Raw genomic sequence first — 18,699 nt, forward strand, 5'->3', positions numbered from 1 at the left:
GGAAGGTTCTTTGCGTATGAGAAACTGGCAGATAGTACAGACACCCGCAACTCACTCAAACACCGATCACTCGAAAAGAACGCGAGATCCATGAGCAAAGAAACACACCGAGGAATGTGGGGCGCATTGCGCCCGGCCATCCGCCGAAATAGCGCCGAAGAACTCCTCAAAGCTCGCCGAGCAGAGACCGTGACCAGCGAACCGGCACCGCACACCGGAGCCTTCGGCCGCATCGCAGCAGACGTACCCACCGTCGCCGAAGAACCCGATCTGCCTACCGGCTCCGTACCCGTCGTCCCCGCACGCAGCAAACTCCGCGAACAGGGCGTCGGCACCCGCGTACGCACCCGCACCAACGTCTCCACCGGCTTCGTGCCCCTCGTACGCGATTCGCAGAGCACCCCCAAAAACCCGACGCTCAGCGACCTCAACCGCGAAACCATGCAGAAGGCCGCCGAAGCAGAAGCAGCTGCAGCAGCAGAAGCCGAAAATGCGGCTGAAGCAGAAGCCGTCGCTACCGCGGATGCGGCAAGTACCTCCACCGCCGGACGCAAGTACCGCACCGAAACCACCCGCACCGGTCACACCCACGCGGTCGCAGACCCCAACGCGCCGCTGTCCTCCCTGGCGGCCTCGCCCGAAGCAGCAGAACGCGCTGCAGCTCGCGAAGACGCCGTGGAAGACACCCCGCGTTTCCTCAAGCTCCGCGCTACCCTCATCGCGCTCACCGTACCGCTGACCGTACTCATGATCGCGATCCGCGCTGTAGCCTCCGCACCCTTCCTCTGGCTCGAATACCACCGCCCCGGATTCCCCGAAGACAGCTACGGCTACTACCTTATCGAGAGGATGCGCCTGGGCTCCTACGGTGTGGATTACATCAACAACTTCGCGCCGCGAGAATACCTCGCCCGCGTCACCACCGGCGCCGACAATACCCTCGCCTTCACCGAAGCAGAAGTGAACCACATGCACGACGTGAAATGGGTACTGCTCATCGCCACCGTAGCTGTTGCCGCACTCTTCCTGCTGACGCTCTTGAGTAGCATCTCCCTGCGCGAGCGCGCCCCCGGAACCATCCGCCGCAGCCTCTTCTGTGGCGCGTGGATTACCCTGGGACTCATCGCGGTGCTCGGCGTTGTGGGCTTCTTCGGTTGGGAATGGCTGTTCACTACCTTCCACCAGGTATTCTTCCCGCAGGGCAACTGGGAGTTCTCCGTACGAAGCTCCCTCATCCGCCTCTATCCGCCGCAATTCTGGATCGATGCAGCAATCGCCGTAGCGGTCCTCGTGACCGCGCAGATTACCCTCCTCCTCGTGACCACCTGGTCTACCAAATACCGCAAGCTCAAGGCAGAACGCCGCCGCCAGGAACGCCAGGAGCTGCGCGTCAAGCTCGCCTCCGCACGAGTCGGCGACAACTAAAAATCATCAGCCACTTCACCGTGCAAGCCAGTGCGGAAAGGGCACAACAAAGGGGGCTGGGCTCTACCACACGGTAGAGCCCAGCCCCCTTCGCTATACCTAAGTTTGCATCGCTCGCGCCGCGGCCCGGGCCTAAAACCAAGCCTAGAACCAGGACTAAAACCCCAGCCTAGATCCGCCTAAAACCCATGCCCAAAAACCGAGCTTAAATCCAGGACTTAAACCACATATGCGAATACCACTGCTCATACGGAATCACCTGAGCAGTCCACAACGGCATAAAGTACGCGCTCAACACCAGCACACCCACCAGGTAAATCGCCACCAGCGTCACGCCCAAACGAGCACGCAACACCGAACCACGAGAACCCGACAGCACCAGACCCAAAACACCCGCCAACAGCAGGATCAGGAACGGCTCAAAGGACAGGGCGTAGAAGTAGAACATCGTGCGAGTCGGGTACATAAACCACGGGAAATAGCCCGCACCGAACACAACCAGCAGCGCGCCAAAACGCCAATCCCGCTTCAGCAGCAGAACCAGAAGCGCCACAATAATAGCCGGAATAAAAGCCCACCAAATCGCCGGGTTACCGATATTCAAAATAGCCTCGGAACAGGACTTCACGGTACAACCCGAAGAACCCAGCTTCGGCGACTCATAGTAGTACGAGGTCGGGCGGCCCAAAACCAGCCACTGCCACGCCTGCGAAGAATATGTATGCGGGCTGCTCAAACCAGAATGGAACTTAAATGCCGAGACATGGTACTCCCACAGGGAACGCAAATCCTCAGGAAGCCACATGACACCCTTGCCCGGGTTCTCAACCGCCCAGCGGCGGAAATACGCATTCGAGGACTGGAACCAGCCCGCCCAGGTGCTCAGATACACCAGCAGGCCCACACCAATCATCTGGAAGAACGCGGGGATGCCGTCACGCACCAGCGCCGTCAAACCCCACTTGTTCAGACCCACAATACGGCGAGCATTAATATCCCAAAACACCGTCAGCAGACCCATCGCCGCAATGAAGAACAACGAATTCCACTTCACGCCCACCGCGGCACCGGCACACACACCGGCAGTGAAACGCCACAGGCGCAGACCCATGATCGGGCCCCACGGCATCGGCGGAAGCACACCGCTATTCTGACGTGCCGCCTCCGCAATATTGCGCGCCAACACGCGCCGCGCCTGAATACGGTCAAGCACCAGACACGCAAAAGTCGCCAAAATCCAGAACATCTGGAAAATATCCAGCAGAGCCAAACGAGACTCCACCAGCATCAGACCATCCACAGCAGCCAGCAGCGCCGCAATAGTCGCCACCGTCATCGAACGGAACAGCAACCAGCCAACATAGGCAATCAACGCCACCGACAGGGTGCCAATCACCGCAGCAGAAACACGCCAACCAAAGGGATTATTATCACCAAAAATTGCCATGCCCGCGGCAATCATCCACTTACCCAACGGCGGATGCACCACATACTCCGGCGAATCCGTCAACAGACCCGACGGGTGACCCGCAACAAAGGAAGCATTAGCCTCCTTCGACCAGCTCAACTCGTAGCCATAATGCACATACGAGTAGGCATCCTTGGCGTAGTACGTCTCATCAAAAACAATGGCATTCGGATGCGCTAAATTATAAAAACGCAGAATGCCGGCAACCAGCACAATCAATGCAGGCGCCAACCAACCCCAACGCGGGGCACGAATATAGGCAACAGCGAGCGCATCCAGCAGAGAATCGAGGCTGTAACGATTACGTCCAGACGAAGAACGGGTCGAAACAGCCGGACCAGCCGGAGCGGCAGATGCGGGAGAAAGTAGCTTAGGTATCTTCACCCCATCAATCCTAAAGGGTCAGAAGGCACGATGCACCATTTCAGCCCGTGAACGGCATATATGACGCACCCGGCAAGCCCGCCCACGCTAGCTACTTCTACCGGCGAGCTCACCCGGTAAGCTCACCCGGCACCGGATTGAGCGCGGGCGTTACACTTAGTGGGTACACGAAGACCAGACACACACATGAGGCCTGCCATGACCGCACCCGCAGAATACACCGAAGAAACCACCGACCCCTCAGAAACGGTCGAGGCACCCCAGACTGACACCGCTGATACCGCTGATACTGCCGTCACCTCCGAAGAAGGCGGCGTGCTCATCCTCGGCGGCACCCCCATCGGTAACCTCGCCGACGCCTCCGATCGACTGCGCTCAGCCCTCGCCACCGCAGACCTCATCGCCGTGGAAGACACCCGCAAGCTACGAACCCTCGCCTCCGGGCTTGGTGTGCGCACCCGCGGCCGCATCATTGTCAACCACGACCACAACGAAGCCGAACGCAGCGAAACCATCGTGCAGGCGGTACAGGATGGTCAGCGTGTGCTGCTGCTCTCGGACGCGGGCATGCCCACCATCTCCGACCCCGGTTACGTTGCCGCCGCAGCCGTCGCAGAAGCCGACCTGCCCGTCACCGTTGTGCCCGGCCCCTCCGCAGCGTTGACCGCGCTTGCGCTCTCCGGCCTACCCACCGGACGATTCACCTTCGAAGGTTTCCTCGCCCGCAAGGGCTCCGAGCGCACCCGCCGCCTCGCATCGCTGGCGGGGGAGGAGCGCACCATGATCTTCTACGAATCCCCGCACCGCACCGCCGCAACCCTGGCAGACTTCGTGCAGACCTTCGGTGCCGACCGCCGCGGAACTGTCAACCGTGAGCTAACCAAGCTCCACGAAGAGGTTCGACGCGGTACCCTGGCAGAGCTTGCCGAATGGGCTGAGTCTGAACGCGTCCGCGGCGAAATCGTCATTATCGTTGAGGGCGCACAAGCCCCCGAAACCCCCGAAGCGCAGGACGTCGTGCAGCTGGTCCTCGACCGTGTAGCGGGCGGCGAGCGCCTCAAGAGCGCCTGCGCTGCGGTCGCCGCCGAGACCGGCACCTCCAAGCGTGACCTGTACGAGGCGGCACTGGCTGCCCGCTCAGAGTAACCCAGAGTCACCTCGCAGCTTCACCCAAGTTTTACCCCGCAGTTTTATCCCGAGGATTTATCAATGTGTCAGAGCCATCCCGGTCCTGAAATCACCCAGGAGTACCTGAACTCCCTCGCCACCCTGGTGAACTACACCCTGCCCACCCCCGCGGCACTCCAGGCAACCGCCCTGCCTAACGGCTGGGCACCTGTCCCCGGTGAAGTACCCGCACCCTATCAGGCGGAACTCTACACCGGCATCAGCGACGCCGAAGGCGGAGAAGGAACCCGCCGCCGCTCCACCACCGGCGAGAACGGCCGCAGCCGCAACCTGGTATTCCCGCCCGCCCCCGAGCCGCTGCCGTACCCCATCGTGGATAACCACACCCACATGGATCTGCTCGACGGCGAAGTAGAAATCAGCGCCCGCGACGCACTCGACGCTGGTGAAAAGCTCGGCATCGCCGCCATTGTGCAGGTCGGATGCGATATCCCCTCCTCCCTGTACGCGGTCGCCGCCGCGCAGGCTGATGAGCGTGTCCTCGCTGCCATCGCGATTCACCCCAACACCGCCCCCGAACTGGCTGCAACCGGTCAGCTGGAGGCGGCGCTAGCCACCCTCGACGAGCTCGCCACCGCCGACCGTGTACGCGCTATTGGTGAGACCGGCCTGGACTATTTCCGCACCGGTGAAGAAGGCATGGAGGCGCAGCACTACAGCTTCCGCGAGCATATTCGCATTGCGAAGAAGCACAGCCTGGCGCTGCAGATTCACGACCGCGATGCGCACGAGGATGTTGTGCGCATCCTGGATGAAGAGGGCGCACCGGAACGTACCGTGTTCCACTGCTATTCGGGTGGCCCGGAGCTTGCCGCAATCTGCAATGAGCGCGGCTGGTACATGAGCTTTGCCGGCACAGTGACCTTCAAGAATTCGAAGGGTATTCAGGAGTCGTTGGCGATGTCTCGCCCGGAGCTGATTTTGGCTGAGACGGATGCACCGTTCTTGACCCCGCATCCGTTCCGTGGCCGCCCGAATGCGTCCTACATGACGAACTACACGGTGCGGTTCATGGCGGCTCACCGCGGCGAGGAACTGGAGGCGCTCTGCCGCCGTATCCGTGAGAATTCGGAGCGGGTTTACGGTCAGTGGTAGGCGTGTAGTACACCCTGTAGCGGGTAGCTACTCTGAGTCGCCTCGCGGTGCGTGTCTGTGTGCTAGACTGTAGCAACTACAAACAATTCACTCAAACAGCTATGCCATGATCTGGTCTGCTGTATTTAGGCACGTATGGTGCCTCAATAACGTGTTCAAAATTTGGTGCTGCAAACATCCCTGCAAGAGTTTATGTTGAGCACCCCATGGCTGGTGCTTTAGGAGGACACTATGGCAAAGATTCTGAAGTATGTTCTGGGCCTGGATGGCGCGAACCGTTTTGAATCGTTCTATTCGGTGGGCGTACCCGCGAAGGATTTTGTTCGTTATTCTGCGGTGGATAACCGTGATGATCACGTCACTGATGACGAATTTGACGTTGAGTTTTTCCGCAATCGCTGGCATCGCGACCCTAGCCCCGCGGAGAAGGGTTGCATGCTCAGCCACGTGAAGATGTGGGAGGACTTTGTCGCCTCGGATGCTGACTGGGCTCTGATTGCTGAGGATGACAGCCTTATTTCTCCGGATGCTGAGGCGGTGGTGAATGCAATCATCACCAAGTACCCGCAGGTTCAGATGGTGAACCTGTCCGATGGGCACACGTTCAAGGCGGGCACCATGAACCCGCGCATGGACTATATTCGCCTGTCTTTGCTGTCTCCTTTTGTACACAGTAAGTACCGTATGGGTAAGCTGTACGGTTCGACTCGTCTGGCCTGCACCGGTCTGTACCTGATTTCCCGTTCGGGTGCTGAGCTGCTGCTTAAGCAGTTTGAGGATAAGGTGCCGGGCACTGTGGCTGACGATTACAAGCTGTACCAGCAGTGGGGTGTGGATGCGCGTTTTGTGCAGCCCGGCCTGTGTGATTGGGAGGGTAGTAGCGTCATCCTAGATTCCGGTAAGAGTCACCTGGAGATGCTGACTGAGAAGCAGAAGGGTGTGAACGCTTTGGATCGCCTGCGTATTGCCTTGGCTCCGAAGAAGCGTATTACGAACGCTAAGAACGCTCTGGACGCCACTCTTGATGAGGTAAAGCAGCGCCTGGGCAAGGTGAAGTAAACAAGCTTTTTTGCGCAGTCCCTCTCCGTCACATATATGGTGGGGAGGGATTTTTTACGGGTATTTCATATTTTGCGTGTGAGATTGTGCACAAAGTGTGAGACATAACAGGAAGCTGTGCGCCAATTACTGGGGCTATCTTAGCTTGGGTGATAGGGTATTTTATACATATCATTCACTCACTAACTAGGCAGTATGTCATGGTGCGCGTGCGCTTTCGGCGTGCCCCGTATATGCTGCTGCCGAGTCAATACTTCGGCAACTCATGCAGGGCGCATGTCGTTTCACGCTAAGGCTGTATGGGCGTGCCACAGAAAAGGGAACACCATGGCAAAAGTCCTAAAATACGTCCTTGGTATGGACAATAAGAATCGCTTTGAATCTTTCTATTCGGCGGGTGCGCCTGCCCAAGATTTTGTGCGCTACTCTGCCGTAGATAACCTTGACGGCCATGTCACTGATGAAGAATTTGATGTTGATTTTTTTCGATCCCGTTGGCATCGTGACCCGAAAAACGCCGAACGAGGATGTATGCTCAGCCACCTGAATATGTGGCGTGATTTTCTAGCAAGTGATGCTGACTGGGCCCTCATTGCTGAGGACGACATTATTATCTCCGCAGATGCTGAGCCCGTAGTGCAGAATATTATTGCTAAGTATCCGCAAGTCCAGATGGTTGTTCTCTGTGATGCCTTCGCGCTCGAAGCGGGTAAGATGAACCCGCGGGTGACATATCCTCGTATCTCTTTGCTCTCTCCGTTCGTATACGGTAAATACCGTATGGGAGGGAAGTACAGTCTGACCCGCTTGACCGGTACTGGTCTATACCTAATTTCGCGTTCCGGTGCTGAACTTCTTCTGAAGAATTTTGATAAGGGAACCCCTGGTACTGTGGCTGATGATTACCCCCTGTACGAGGAATGGGGCATGGACGTGCGCTACGTACAGCCTGGCCTATGCGATTGGGAAGGCTCTAGCCTCATCGAAGACCTTGGCATTCGCCACGTTGAAACGCTGTATAGGGGTCTGCAAGCTAATAACATTATTGGTCGCTTGCGTGTTTTGCTAGCGCCGAAGGCACGTTTGGCCAACGCTAAGAACGCCTTGCTGTCTACCGTTGAAGATGTGAAGCGTCGCCTGGCACGGTAACCTGGAGTGTAGAAACCTACACCTACCGAAGGAACACCGTGAACGATCTGCCCCTGCTCGGCCCCGCTGAGATTCGTGAGCTTGCCGAGATGCTGGGTATTCGCCCGACGAAGACTCTTGGGCAGAACTTTGTGATTGATCCGAATACGATTCGTCGTATTGTCAGCGCGGCAGAGATTTCACCGGAGGAGACGGTGCTGGAGGTTGGCCCGGGCCTGGGTTCGTTGACCCTCGGCATCCTGGATGCTGCGAAGGATATGGTTGCGGTTGAGATTGACCCGCCGCTGGCTCAGCAGCTTCCGCACACGATTGAGAAGTTCTGCCCCGAGAAAGCGGGCGATATTGATGTGGTGCTCATGGATGCTCTGAAGGTCACCGAGCTGCCCCGCACCCCGGACGCCCTGGTGGCGAACCTGCCCTATAACGTGGCGGTTCCGGTGCTTCTGCACCTATTTGCGCAGTTCTCGAGCATTCGTCACGCCATGGTGATGGTTCAGGACGAGGTCGCCGACCGTCTTTCGGCGACCCCGGGTTCGAAGATCTACGGTGTGCCCTCGGTGAAGGCTAATTGGTACGCCGAGGTGTATAAGGCGGGCGTGATTGGCAAGAACGTGTTCTGGCCTGCACCAAAGATTAACTCGGGCCTGGTGGGTTTCCGTATGCGCGAGGAGCCTCTCTCCACCGTTGACCGCGACCTGGTGTTCACGATTGTGGACGCCGCTTTCGCTCAGCGCCGTAAGACTCTGCGCGCTGCGTTGAGCTCCTGGGCGGGCTCGGGTGCGCGTGCGGAGCAGATTTTAATGGCTGCCGGTATCGCTCCGACGGAGCGCGGTGAGAAGCTGGATATTCACGGTTTTATCCGCATTGCGGAGGCTTCGCTGACTGTCCCGGCTGAGCCTGTAACGGAGTAGCTTCTTCCCGCTCTGAATTTTTCACTAACGTTCTCACGCGAGTTCCCGCGCGAAAGGTGTATACGCTGATGAGTACCGCCTCCCAGGTCGCTATTTCGGTTGATGCTCCAGGTAAGGTCAACCTGTATCTTGCCGTGGGGGATGTTCGTCCGGACGGCTACCACCCGTTGACTACGCTTTTTGCGGCGGTCTCTTTGATGGAGACCATCACGGTCTCTGAGAGGCAGATACCGGGGCTGAGCTTGAGCATGGATATTGTGCCCGGCTCCCTGGTGGATCAGCAGATGCAGGCGGGGCAGTTCGACTCTGCCGCTGTGCCGATGGATGAGCGGAATCTCGTGTATCGTGCCGCTGCGCTGATTCTTGCGGAGCACGGTATCGAATCTGCCCCGGTGCTGCACCTGCATATTGCGAAGGCTGTACCCGTGGCAGGCGGTATGGCAGGCGGCTCAGCGGATGCAGCTGCCGCCCTCATTGCTACAGACCGCTACCTGCACGCAACCGGCCGCACCGGGGCGCTCCTGACCCAGACAGATTATGAACGTCTTGCCGCGCAACTGGGCGCCGATATTCCCTTTAGCGTGCGTGCCGCGCTCGGGCAGACCCTCGCACTGGGGCAGGGGACCGGTACCGAGCTGCAGAACGTTGCGGCTCCTCGGAAACCCCTGCATCTGGTGATTGTTGCCGCGCAGTTTGGCCTCTCAACCCCCAGTGTCTTCAAACAGTTGGACGCCGGCCGCGCCTCGGCGCTGTACCCCGCCTCCGGTGAGCTGCTAGAACCCGCAGAGCTTCTCGAAGCACTGAACTCTTACGACGGTTCAGAGGCGGCGCTCGCCTCCTTGACACCGCTGCTACATAACGATCTGCAGGCTCCCGCACTTTCGTGCGCCCCGCAGCTGGAACAGACCCTGAACCTGTGTGATAGCGAGGGCGTGTACGCGTCCCTGGTGTCCGGTTCCGGTCCGACGGTGCTTCTGCTGGTTTCTTCGCAGGCTCGGGCGGAGGCTCTGGCTGCCTCTCTCCGCGCTGCGGGCAACCATGCTGTAGCTACCGAAGTAACTAGTGCATAGCTTTTTTATCTGTCACACTAGATAACGATTTATCACTCACTGACTTCTACCGTTCTCTGATTGAAAGGGAGGATACGATGAAGGTTAAAAATATTGTTGTCGCCCAGGACCGTTTTAGCCTTCTTGGCGGTATTACGACAGTTAACAGGATTTTGGGTAGGGCTTTCGAAGAAGCAGGGTACAACGTTAGCTACCTGGCTCTCTACGACAATATGGGAGATAACCCTGACGCAGTCACTCCTGATTTTATTGTTCGATCTGGTTCGCTTGTTTCGAAGACCACTCATAACAATCTGGTGTACAACAACCCCGGCCCCCTGGGCGCTGTGCTGACTGCCAAAAAGGGATTTACCGCGCTGTGGGACCGTTACAACGCGGTGCGTACCCGTCGTTACCTGCAGTCTTTGGGCGAGGAGACTGTCATTTTGACGACGATGACCAGTATCGCCACGTACCTGGTGGATTATGCGCGCTCTGCTCAGAAACAGGGGATTGGCTACCTATACGAGTTCCATAGTAGCTATGACAGCTCATACCGTCTGGACGCAGAGAAAGAGTTGCGTCAGATTTCCGATACCTTTGATTCTTTCGTTGCGCTTTCTGAAGGTGACGCGCAGCTTTTCGCCCAGTGGCTGAACCGCCCGGTGGATGCCGTATCGAACCTGAACGCATCGTTGGACCCTGCCGTTGAGCGGAAGGTTCTGGCGTTGGCTGAGCAGAAGAAACCGGTGGTGCAGTATATCGGCCGCTACTCTGAGGAGAAGGGCCTGATGCGTATCCTAGAGAGCTTTATCGCGTGTGCGACGGAGTTCCCCGAGTGGATTTTGAAGCTTAATGGTAGCGGCGATGAAGCGATTGAGCGTCAGGTGAAGGAGCGTATTGCTTCTCTGGATTCTGCCCTAGCTGAGCGCATTGTGGTGGGCGGTCCTCTGAACTCTGATCAGGTACTTGAGGCCTATGCTGAAGCGTCGTTGACCATTGGTGCGTCTGACTTTGAGGGCTCACCGATGTCTCTGCAGGAAGCGATGCGTGTGGGTACTCCTATGGTGTCGTACCCCTCATGCTGGGTTTTGCGTGACGTGCTTCCCCAGGTGGGTTACTTGGCTCAGGAGCGTAGCATAGAGGCGCTGACCGAACAGTTGCGTGTTGCGATGGGCGATGATGCGCAGCGTGCGGAGAAGTCCGCGCGTTGCTTCCAGAAAGCCCAGGAGTACACCCCGGAGCATATTGTGCGCCGTTGGGAAGAAGTCTTCGCCTCAATTAAGCGATAGTTATATAACGCAGGATAAGAGAAAAAGAATGCCGGTTCTAGAATCATTCTAGGACCGGCACTCTTTTATGCGCGTTTAGTGGTTGTTCATGAGCTGACGCTCGGGAACCGCGCGGAAGCGGTACTGGAACATACCCTCAAGTGCACCCAGGTTTGCGCCTGCTTCTCGTGCACCTACCAGACGAGTGGCTGGGGAAAGCAACAGCGGTAGGGACTTTGCTAAAGCGATGACGGAATACTTGATGCTGGGGCCGTTCATACCCTGGTCTTTGAAGCGCATCCACAGGAGCATACGGTAGTGCTGGTAGTTGCGCTGCTGACGGAAGATCTTCTTCGGCGTAGAACGAAGACGGTAGTGTACCAGCGATGCATAAGTCTTGTAGAAGGGGACGCCACTCTGGCTGACACGCCAGGAAAAATCGGTTTCTTCAGAACCTGCGATGTAGCTACAATCCATACCGCTGTTGCGCAGGTACACATCACGCGGGACGGAGAAATTGCAACCGGTAATTGAGGGGAGGAAACCGGCGAAAGGTGGGATTTCTTCTTCGGTCTCTACCAGAGAGGGATTCGCTAGGACCTTCTCATCGGAGTCGAGGGGAACACCATAGGCGTTGAGCACCTCAACAGGATTGTGATTGTGCAAGTTAGCACCCGAAACGAGTGCGGGACCGTGCTCTTCCTGGACCGCCAAGTGGCCGTCCAGCCACCCGGTTTCTACGTAGTCGTCGGAATCGCAGTAGACGAGAATCTTGCCACGTGCCTCACATGCGCCGACATTACGGGCGTTGGCGGGGCCCTTAATATTGCTGGAATCCACCCAGCGGAGAGGGTAGGGGGCGTCGAAGGCCTCAACCCGAGCGATGGTGTTATCGGTACTGCCGTTATCGCTAACGACCACCTCAAAAGAGCGGGTGGTGGTTTGCTTAGCTAGGGCCTCCAGCTGTGTGGTGATGAAACGGGCTGCGTTGTACGCGGGAATTACGACAGAAGCCTCGTACTCGTACTTTTCGCTCATGTTACTCCCCCAAATTCTTAATGCGGCGGGCAGGAACACCCGCGTAAAGGCTGTTCGGCTCGCAGTCGGAGACCACTACGGCGCCCGCTGCAATCATGCATCCGGCGCCAATGGTCACGCCGGCAATGACGGATACATTCTGTCCAAGCCAGGAACCATCACCAATCACGATGGGAGCCTCAATATTTTCGCCGGCACGCTGACGGGAAGGGCCCATCTCGTGGCTTGCGGTGCATAGGGTGACGCGTGGTCCCAGGTAGACGCGGTCGCCGACCTGTACGGCACGGTCGATAAAGATATCGCGGTTGACCCAGCAACCGGAGCCAATCTGGGCACCGGGAAGAACTTCGGAGCTGGGGTGCACGTAGGTGTCGTCACCAATGGTTACGCCGGAGGCGCGGAACTTTTCGATGCGTGCTGCGCGGCGCTTAGTCTTCTGCTTCAGAAAATGCTGATGCTTGAGTTGTTTGAGAGTGTTGAGCATAGATACCTTCATAAGGGCGGGCGGGAAAATTGCTCCCTAAAAGTGTTAAAAGCTAATACCTATAGTAACGGGATACCGCCCCGGAACGAGGCGGTATCCCGCAGGAGCAGAGGAGAAATCCGCTGTTATATATGGCACATGAAGCTGGTGTTACCCCAGCAGCTCGGAGAGTTCGAGCCAGCGCATTTCTAGCTCGTCAATCTCATCCTGAAGTGCCTGCTGCTGCTCGCCGAGCGCCGCCAAACCTGCGTAGTCCGAGGCATCGTGCGCGCTCATCTGCTCGGAGAGCTTCTCCTGCTCTGCAGCGAGCTTTGCCAGGCGACGCTCAATCGCACCGGACTCCTTCTGCGCCGCACGCAGCTCGGCACCGGAGACCTTCGGGGTATCCGGCTCAGCAGAATCCTGCGCCGAGGATGTGGCACGCGCCTGCGCGCTACCGGCGGCAGAACCGCCAGCGCCGGCTGCCGAGAGCGCCAAATACTCGTCCACACCACCGGGCAGATGACGGAACGAACCGTCAATCACGGCGTACTGCTGATCGGTCACACGTTCCATGAGGTAACGGTCGTGGCTAACCACCAGCAGGGTGCCCGGCCAGGTGTCCAGCAGGTCCTCCATCGCGGCGAGCATATCGGTGTCCAGGTCGTTGGACGGCTCGTCGAGAATCAGCACGTTCGGTTCATCCAGCAGAATCAGCATGAGCTGCAGGCGACGCTTCTGACCACCCGAAAGGTCCTTGACCGGGGTAGACAGCTGCGCGCTGGTAAAGCCCAGACGCTCCAGCATCTGCGAGGGGGACAGCTCCTTACCATCAGCAATGTAGCTGCGCTTCTTGCGGCCAATCACATCCGAGACGCGGTCGTTAGCGACCTCGTTGAGCTCATCGAGCTGCTGGGTCAGGGTCGCAATCTTCACGGTCTTACCGTGCTTGACGCGGCCCTCGGTCGGCTTCAAATCACCGGTCACCAGAGAGAGCAAAGTGGACTTACCCGCGCCGTTCACGCCCAGGATTCCGGTGCGCTCGCCGGGGGTGATACGCCAGGTGACCTTCTTCAGCACGGGACGCTTGCCGCCGGGCATCGAGGGGTCGTCGTAGACGACGGAAACGTTTTCGAGGTCGATCACGTCCTTGCCGAGGCGGGAGACCGCCATCTTCTTCAGCTCCACGGTGTCACGCACCGGTGGAACGTCCGCAATGAGGGCGTTGGCGGCATCAATGCGGAACTTCGGCTTGGAGGTACGCGCGGGCGCACCGCGGCGCAGCCAAGCGAGCTCCTTGCGCATCAGGTTCTGACGCTTCGCCTCTGCCGCGGCTGCCTGGCGGTCACGCTCCACACGCTGCAGGATGTACGCCGCGTAGCCGCCTTCGAAGGGCTCGACGATGCGGTCGTGCACTTCCCAGGTGTCGGTACAGATTTCGTCAAGGAACCAGCGGTCGTGGGTGACGACCATGAGTCCGCCAGCATTCTTGGACCAGCGGGACTTCAGGTGGTTAGCGAGCCAGGTGATGGCTTCAACGTCCAGGTGGTTGGTAGGCTCGTCGAGCATGAGCACGTCCCACTCCTGCGCGAGCAAGGAGGCGAGCGCTACGCGTCGACGCTGACCACCAGAGAGTGAAGAGACGGGTGCATCCCAGGGCAGATCGGAGACCAGGCCCGAGATGACATCGCGGATACGGGACTGCGAGGCCCACTCGTATTCGGGGGTGTCGCCCACGATCGCGTAGCCGACGGTGTGGTCGTCGTCGAGAACATCGGACTGGTCAAGGTAGCCGATGCGGGTGCCGCCGCGCACGGTGACGCGGCCGGAGTCCGGTTCGAGCCGGCCGGCAAGGATTTTCATGAGGGTGGACTTGCCGTCGCCGTTGCGACCGACAATGCCGATGCGGTCGCCTTCGTTCAGACCGACTGTGATGCCTTCAAAGATGGTTCGGGTAGGGAATTCGAGGTGCAGCGATTCGCCGCCAAGTAGATGTGCCACGCCTTCTAGGGTACAGGGTGAGTGTTCAGTTCAAGTAGCGTTCCAAGCTTTGATGAGGGGGTACTTGGCGGTGCTGAGAAAAGCTGTGGGGATTGCGGGGTGCGCGGCTAAGTTGAGCACAGATATTTGATAAACTGAGGAAAGCATTTCCTGCATTGCGCTGTTCTATGCCCAAAATGGCGGTCAATGACAATGGGGACCCGTAGCCGGGAACTCATATGAATGTATGGATAATCCGCCATGGTGTAATGGCAGCACAGCGGCCTTTGGAGCCGTTTGTCTAGGTTCGAGTCCTAGTGGCGGAGCGTAAGCACTCAACGGCACCGTTGATAGAGAGTTAGCGGTCCGCGCTCACTCCTCACTCTTACAACCTCGTCTAAGGAGTCTTCCCAGTGAACACTGAACTGGCACCCTCTGCAGTGATTGTTCTCGCTGCAGGCGCTGGTACGCGCATGAAGTCCGCTACCCCCAAGGTCATGCACGGCATTGGTGGTCGATCCATGGTTGAGCACGCCGTCGCTGCTGCACGCGATTTGAACCCCGAGCGCCTCGCTGTTGTGGTGCGCCACCAGCGCGATAAGGTCGCTGAGCATGTGCTTGCGTTTGACTCTGAGGTAACCATCGTTGATCAGGATGAGATTCCGGGTACTGGTCGCGCGGTTGAGGTTGGTCTGAATGCCTTGGACGCGCAGGCACCCGTCTCCGGCACCGTTCTGGTGACCTACGGCGATGTTCCTCTGCTGCGCCCCGAGACCCTGCGCGAACTGATTGCCTTCCACGAAGAGGATAAGAACTCCGTAACCGTCCTGACCACCCACATTGATGAGCCCGGCGCCTACGGTCGTATTGTCCGTAACCAGGCTGGCGAAGTGACCGCCATTGTTGAGGCGAAGGACGCGTCTCCCGAAGAGCTCGAAATTACCGAGATTAACTCCGGTATTTACGCTTTTGACGCCGCTGTTCTGCGTGAGGCACTGCTCGAGGTGACCACCAACAACGCACAGGGCGAGAAGTACATTACCGACGTTCTGTCCATCGCTCGTTCTAAGGGCTACCGTACCTCCGCTCTGGCTATTGAGGACCGCTGGGAGGTTGAGGGTGCTAACGACCGCGTGCAGCTGGCTCAGCTGGGTCGTATGCTCAACAACCGCATCCTCGAGGCTCACATGCGTAACGGCGTGACCATCGTTGATCCTGAGAACACTTGGGTTGACGTCACCGTCACCATTGAGAACGACGTAACCCTGCTGCCCGGTGTGCAGCTGCACGGTTCTACCACCGTCGCTACCGGTGCTACCATTGGCCCGGACACCACCCTGACTGACATGACCGTTGAGGCTGACGCTACCGTCATCCGCGCGCACGGTCACGGCGCTGTCATTGGCGAAGGTGCAGCTGTTGGTCCGTTCGCATACCTGCGCCCCGGCACCACCCTGGGCAAGGACGCTAAGCTTGGTACCTTCTGCGAGGCTAAGAACTCGCAGATTGGTGATGGCGCAAAGATTCCGCACCTGTCCTACGTTGGCGACGCCACCATCGGTGAGGGCGCGAACATTGGCGCTGGCTCTATCTTCGCGAACTACAACGGCCTGGTGAAGAGCCGCTCCGTTATTGGCGCGCACGCCCGTATGGGTGCTGCAGGCATTTATGTTGCACCTGTTACTGTCGGTGACGGTGCCTACTCTGGCGCGGGCGCGCTGATCCGTAAGGATGTTCCTGCAGGCGCCCTCGCCTACTCTGAGACTTCCCAGCGCATTATCGATGGCTGGGTTCTGAAGAACCGTGCTGGTACCGAACCCGCCGAGGCTGCTAAGGCTGCTGGCGCTCAGGATCCGGCAGAATCCTAATTCGAGGAAAGAACAACACCATGAGTAGCGAGATTACCAACCCCGGTGAGCGCAAGCTTGTAGTGGTCTCCGGTCGAGCACACCCCAAGCTTGCCGAGGAGATTGCACAGTCACTTGATCACGACCTGCTGCCCACCTCCGCATACACCTTCGCCAATGGCGAGACCTACGTCCGCTTTGAGGAGTCGGTGCGCGGTGCGGACGCTTTCGTGATTCAGTCGCACCCGGCACCCATCAACGAATGGCTCATGGAGCAGATCATTATGATCGATGCGCTCAAGCGTGCATCCGCTCGTTCCATTACCGTGGTGTCTCCCTTCTACCCCTACGCTCGTCAGGACAAGAAGCACAAGGGTCGCGAGCCTATCTCGGCACGTCTGATTTCGGACCTGTACAAGACCGCTGGCGCTGACCGCCTGATGTGCGTTGACCTGCACACTTCGCAGATTCAGGGCTTCTTCGATGGCCCGGTCGACCACCTCTTCGCGATTCCGGTGCTGGCGAAGCACATCCGTGATCGCGTTGAAGATCTGTCGAACGTGACCGTCGTGTCCCCGGATACCGGTCGTGTGCGTGTGGCTGAGCACTGGGCTAATCTGCTGGACGGCGCACCGCTGGCGTTCGTGCACAAGACCCGCGACATCAACGTCCCCAACCAGGCTGTTTCTAAGACTGTTGTGGGTGACATTGAGGGTCGTACCTGCGTGCTGATTGACGACATGATTGACACCGGCGGCACCATTGCTGGCGCTGTGAAGGTCCTCATGGACAAGGGCGCGAAGGAAGTTATCATCGCAGCAACCCACCCGGTTCTGTCCGATCCGGCTGCTGAGCGTCTGTCTCAGTGCGGCGCGGTGGAGGTCGTTGTGACCAACACCTTGCCCGTGTCGGAGGAGAAGCAGTTCGATAACCTGACTATTCTCTCCATCGCTCCGTTGATTGCTCGTGCTATCCGCGAGGTCTTCGACGAGGGCTCTGTGACCGAGATTTTCGATCACTAAGCTTTCTGAAAGCATGAAGAAAGTCCCCCGCTGACCGTTGGTCGGTGGGGGACTTTTTGTTGTATGAGGCTAAAGCTAACCCGGCAGGGACAGATACTTGTCCCTGCCGGGTTAGCGCTCTATACAGTGCAGTGTGCTTAGCGGTGTGCCTGTGCAAGCCAGGGCAGAATCACACGGAGGGACTGCTCCACCTCGTCCACGGCAACCTTCGCTGCTGCGGAGCCGCGGCGGTAGGGGTCTTCCAGTTTGTCGCTATCGAGCGGACGAGCGCCGTACGAGTATAGGTAAGAGAGCGGCTCGGCGCGGCGTGCATCCTCACGGATACGTGCAACCTGCTTGAGCAGCTTGATCTTGGCGTGGTGCTGGGGCCATTCGCGCACGATCCAGTCGGCGTGTACCTTCTCCGCGACCAGGATAATGGTGGCGTTCTCGACGATCTGGCCGTTGAGCTGGCGGGAGGCGAAACCTTCGGGGTTGTAGCCGCGTTCAATAAGTTCGTTGGCTACGTGCTCGTAGACGCCGTGGCCAACGAGTGCGCCGGTGCCCGCGCTGGCGAAAATCCACTTGTCTTCCAGACCGTATTCTGCGGCGAGGTGCTTGGAAATCACCTCACCGGATGCGCTGCGGGCAATGTTGCCGGTGCAGACGAAGACAGCTTCGAAGGGGCCGTCGCCGCTCGTGCTGCCGGTACGGTTGAGGGTTTTGGGGGAGAGCCTGAACAGCGGGGTGCGCTCGCCTCGGGAATCAGTAGCGGGGGAGGACTGTACGTTTCCTGCGCTCTGGCTGTTGGCTTCTTCGGGGTCGGCGAGTTCTTCGGCATCGACCGTGGGCGCGTTGTGGTGGCCCACGCGGATGATGCTGGGGCCGGTGGTCTTGCCGTCTACGTCGAGGATGTCGCCGGGGGTGGCCTCGATGTCGGTGTGGGTGAGGGGCTGCGCGGAGACGGTTGCGGTACCGTCGGCGCTGAGCTCTTCTTCAGGCGTGACTTCCTGGCTGGCTACCTCGGCGGGGGAACGGACTTTGTAGTCTTCGATGGCTTCGCGGAGCGAACCGTCGGGGGTGATGGTACGGCTGGCTACCCCGCGGCGGTTCTTGCCCGCCAGTTCGGGGTTGCTCTTAATGAGGGAACGGACTCCAGCAGCAATATTTGCGGAGGGAGAGGCGGCGGTTGCCTGCTGCTCCTCGGCAGTTTCTGTGGAGTTGGTTTTGTCCTCTGAGGAGCCCCACGCGTACTTGTCCTTGAGGGACTTGATGTTGAAGATGCCCATCAAAAAGCCTTTTCTAATTGACGTACCCAACAGTAAACAGGGAAGCCGGAAGTGTCGGGTTTGCTGAATGAATAGTATCTAT

Annotated in this window: 15 protein-coding genes and 1 tRNA gene; 11 read left to right on the forward strand and 5 right to left on the reverse strand. The window is 58.6% G+C overall.

Features of this window, described 5'->3' with window-relative positions; all coding sequences use genetic code 11:
* The first annotated feature begins 90 nt into the window (after positions 1-90).
* Entirely contained in the window at positions 91-1,425 is a 1,335-nt protein-coding gene (locus HMPREF2927_RS05570; RefSeq protein WP_070686270.1) for a DUF1461 domain-containing protein, read from the forward strand.
* A 205-nt stretch (positions 1,426-1,630) separates the two neighbouring features.
* Here the strand turns inward: HMPREF2927_RS05570 and HMPREF2927_RS05575 are convergent, their stop codons facing one another.
* Complete coding sequence (locus HMPREF2927_RS05575) at positions 1,631-3,277, reverse strand: dolichyl-phosphate-mannose--protein mannosyltransferase (protein WP_070686272.1); 1,647 nt, start codon at positions 3,275-3,277, stop codon at positions 1,631-1,633.
* Positions 3,278-3,475: 198 nt separating this feature from the next.
* On the opposite strand from HMPREF2927_RS05575, the gene rsmI reads away from it, so the two are divergent.
* From rsmI to HMPREF2927_RS05610, 7 genes are all read left to right on the forward strand, one after another.
* On the forward strand, positions 3,476-4,423 hold the full coding sequence (gene rsmI / locus HMPREF2927_RS05580; protein ID WP_070686274.1) for a 16S rRNA (cytidine(1402)-2'-O)-methyltransferase: 948 nt from the start codon (positions 3,476-3,478) through the stop codon (positions 4,421-4,423).
* Between the two features lie 63 nt (positions 4,424-4,486).
* Positions 4,487-5,560, forward strand: a complete 1,074-nt coding sequence (locus HMPREF2927_RS05585; RefSeq protein ID WP_070686276.1) for a TatD family hydrolase — start codon at positions 4,487-4,489, stop codon at positions 5,558-5,560.
* Positions 5,561-5,791: 231 nt separating this feature from the next.
* Positions 5,792-6,619: a glycosyltransferase family 25 protein gene (locus HMPREF2927_RS05590; RefSeq protein WP_070686278.1), complete on the forward strand. Its 828-nt coding sequence runs from the start codon at positions 5,792-5,794 to the stop codon at positions 6,617-6,619.
* 327 nt (positions 6,620-6,946) lie between these two features.
* On the forward strand, positions 6,947-7,768 hold the full coding sequence (locus HMPREF2927_RS05595) for a glycosyltransferase family 25 protein (RefSeq protein ID WP_070686280.1): 822 nt from the start codon (positions 6,947-6,949) through the stop codon (positions 7,766-7,768).
* A 38-nt stretch (positions 7,769-7,806) separates the two neighbouring features.
* Positions 7,807-8,679 (forward strand): 16S rRNA (adenine(1518)-N(6)/adenine(1519)-N(6))-dimethyltransferase RsmA, encoded by an 873-nt coding sequence (rsmA, locus tag HMPREF2927_RS05600; protein ID WP_070686282.1) that lies wholly within the window; start codon positions 7,807-7,809, stop codon positions 8,677-8,679.
* A gap of 68 nt (positions 8,680-8,747) precedes the next feature.
* Positions 8,748-9,749 (forward strand): 4-(cytidine 5'-diphospho)-2-C-methyl-D-erythritol kinase, encoded by a 1,002-nt coding sequence (locus tag HMPREF2927_RS05605; protein ID WP_070686284.1) that lies wholly within the window; start codon positions 8,748-8,750, stop codon positions 9,747-9,749.
* Between the two features lie 77 nt (positions 9,750-9,826).
* Positions 9,827-11,020 carry a glycosyltransferase gene (locus HMPREF2927_RS05610; protein ID WP_070686286.1) on the forward strand — a complete coding sequence of 398 codons (1,194 nt, stop codon included), beginning with the start codon at positions 9,827-9,829 and terminating at the stop codon, positions 11,018-11,020.
* A gap of 75 nt (positions 11,021-11,095) precedes the next feature.
* Here the strand turns inward: HMPREF2927_RS05610 and HMPREF2927_RS05615 are convergent, their stop codons facing one another.
* From HMPREF2927_RS05615 to HMPREF2927_RS05625, 3 genes are all read right to left on the reverse strand, one after another.
* Positions 11,096-12,037: a glycosyltransferase family 2 protein gene (locus HMPREF2927_RS05615; RefSeq protein WP_070686288.1), complete on the reverse strand. Its 942-nt coding sequence runs from the start codon at positions 12,035-12,037 to the stop codon at positions 11,096-11,098.
* A 1-nt stretch (position 12,038) separates the two neighbouring features.
* Positions 12,039-12,521, reverse strand: coding sequence for an acyltransferase (locus tag HMPREF2927_RS05620; RefSeq protein WP_070686290.1), 483 nt, complete (start codon positions 12,519-12,521; stop codon positions 12,039-12,041).
* Positions 12,522-12,671: 150 nt separating this feature from the next.
* Complete coding sequence (locus tag HMPREF2927_RS05625; protein WP_070686292.1) at positions 12,672-14,501, reverse strand: ABC-F family ATP-binding cassette domain-containing protein; 1,830 nt, start codon at positions 14,499-14,501, stop codon at positions 12,672-12,674.
* A gap of 234 nt (positions 14,502-14,735) precedes the next feature.
* On the opposite strand from HMPREF2927_RS05625, the gene HMPREF2927_RS05630 reads away from it, so the two are divergent.
* The 3 genes from HMPREF2927_RS05630 to HMPREF2927_RS05640 all read left to right on the forward strand — a co-directional run bounded on the left by HMPREF2927_RS05630 (position 14,736) and on the right by HMPREF2927_RS05640 (position 17,349).
* Positions 14,736-14,806: transfer RNA gene (locus tag HMPREF2927_RS05630), tRNA-Gln, on the forward strand.
* An 87-nt stretch (positions 14,807-14,893) separates the two neighbouring features.
* Complete coding sequence (gene glmU / locus HMPREF2927_RS05635; RefSeq protein ID WP_070686294.1) at positions 14,894-16,348, forward strand: bifunctional UDP-N-acetylglucosamine diphosphorylase/glucosamine-1-phosphate N-acetyltransferase GlmU; 1,455 nt, start codon at positions 14,894-14,896, stop codon at positions 16,346-16,348.
* Positions 16,349-16,368: 20 nt separating this feature from the next.
* Positions 16,369-17,349, forward strand: coding sequence for a ribose-phosphate diphosphokinase (locus tag HMPREF2927_RS05640; protein WP_070686296.1), 981 nt, complete (start codon positions 16,369-16,371; stop codon positions 17,347-17,349).
* 137 nt (positions 17,350-17,486) lie between these two features.
* On the opposite strand, the gene HMPREF2927_RS05645 is transcribed toward HMPREF2927_RS05640, so the two are convergent.
* Positions 17,487-18,617 carry an arsenate reductase/protein-tyrosine-phosphatase family protein gene (locus tag HMPREF2927_RS05645; protein WP_070686298.1) on the reverse strand — a complete coding sequence of 377 codons (1,131 nt, stop codon included), beginning with the start codon at positions 18,615-18,617 and terminating at the stop codon, positions 17,487-17,489.
* Between the last annotated feature and the right edge of the window lie 82 nt (positions 18,618-18,699).

Source organism: Rothia sp. HMSC061E04 (assembly GCF_001813685.1).
Classification (GTDB): Bacteria; Actinomycetota; Actinomycetes; order Actinomycetales; family Micrococcaceae; genus Rothia; species Rothia mucilaginosa.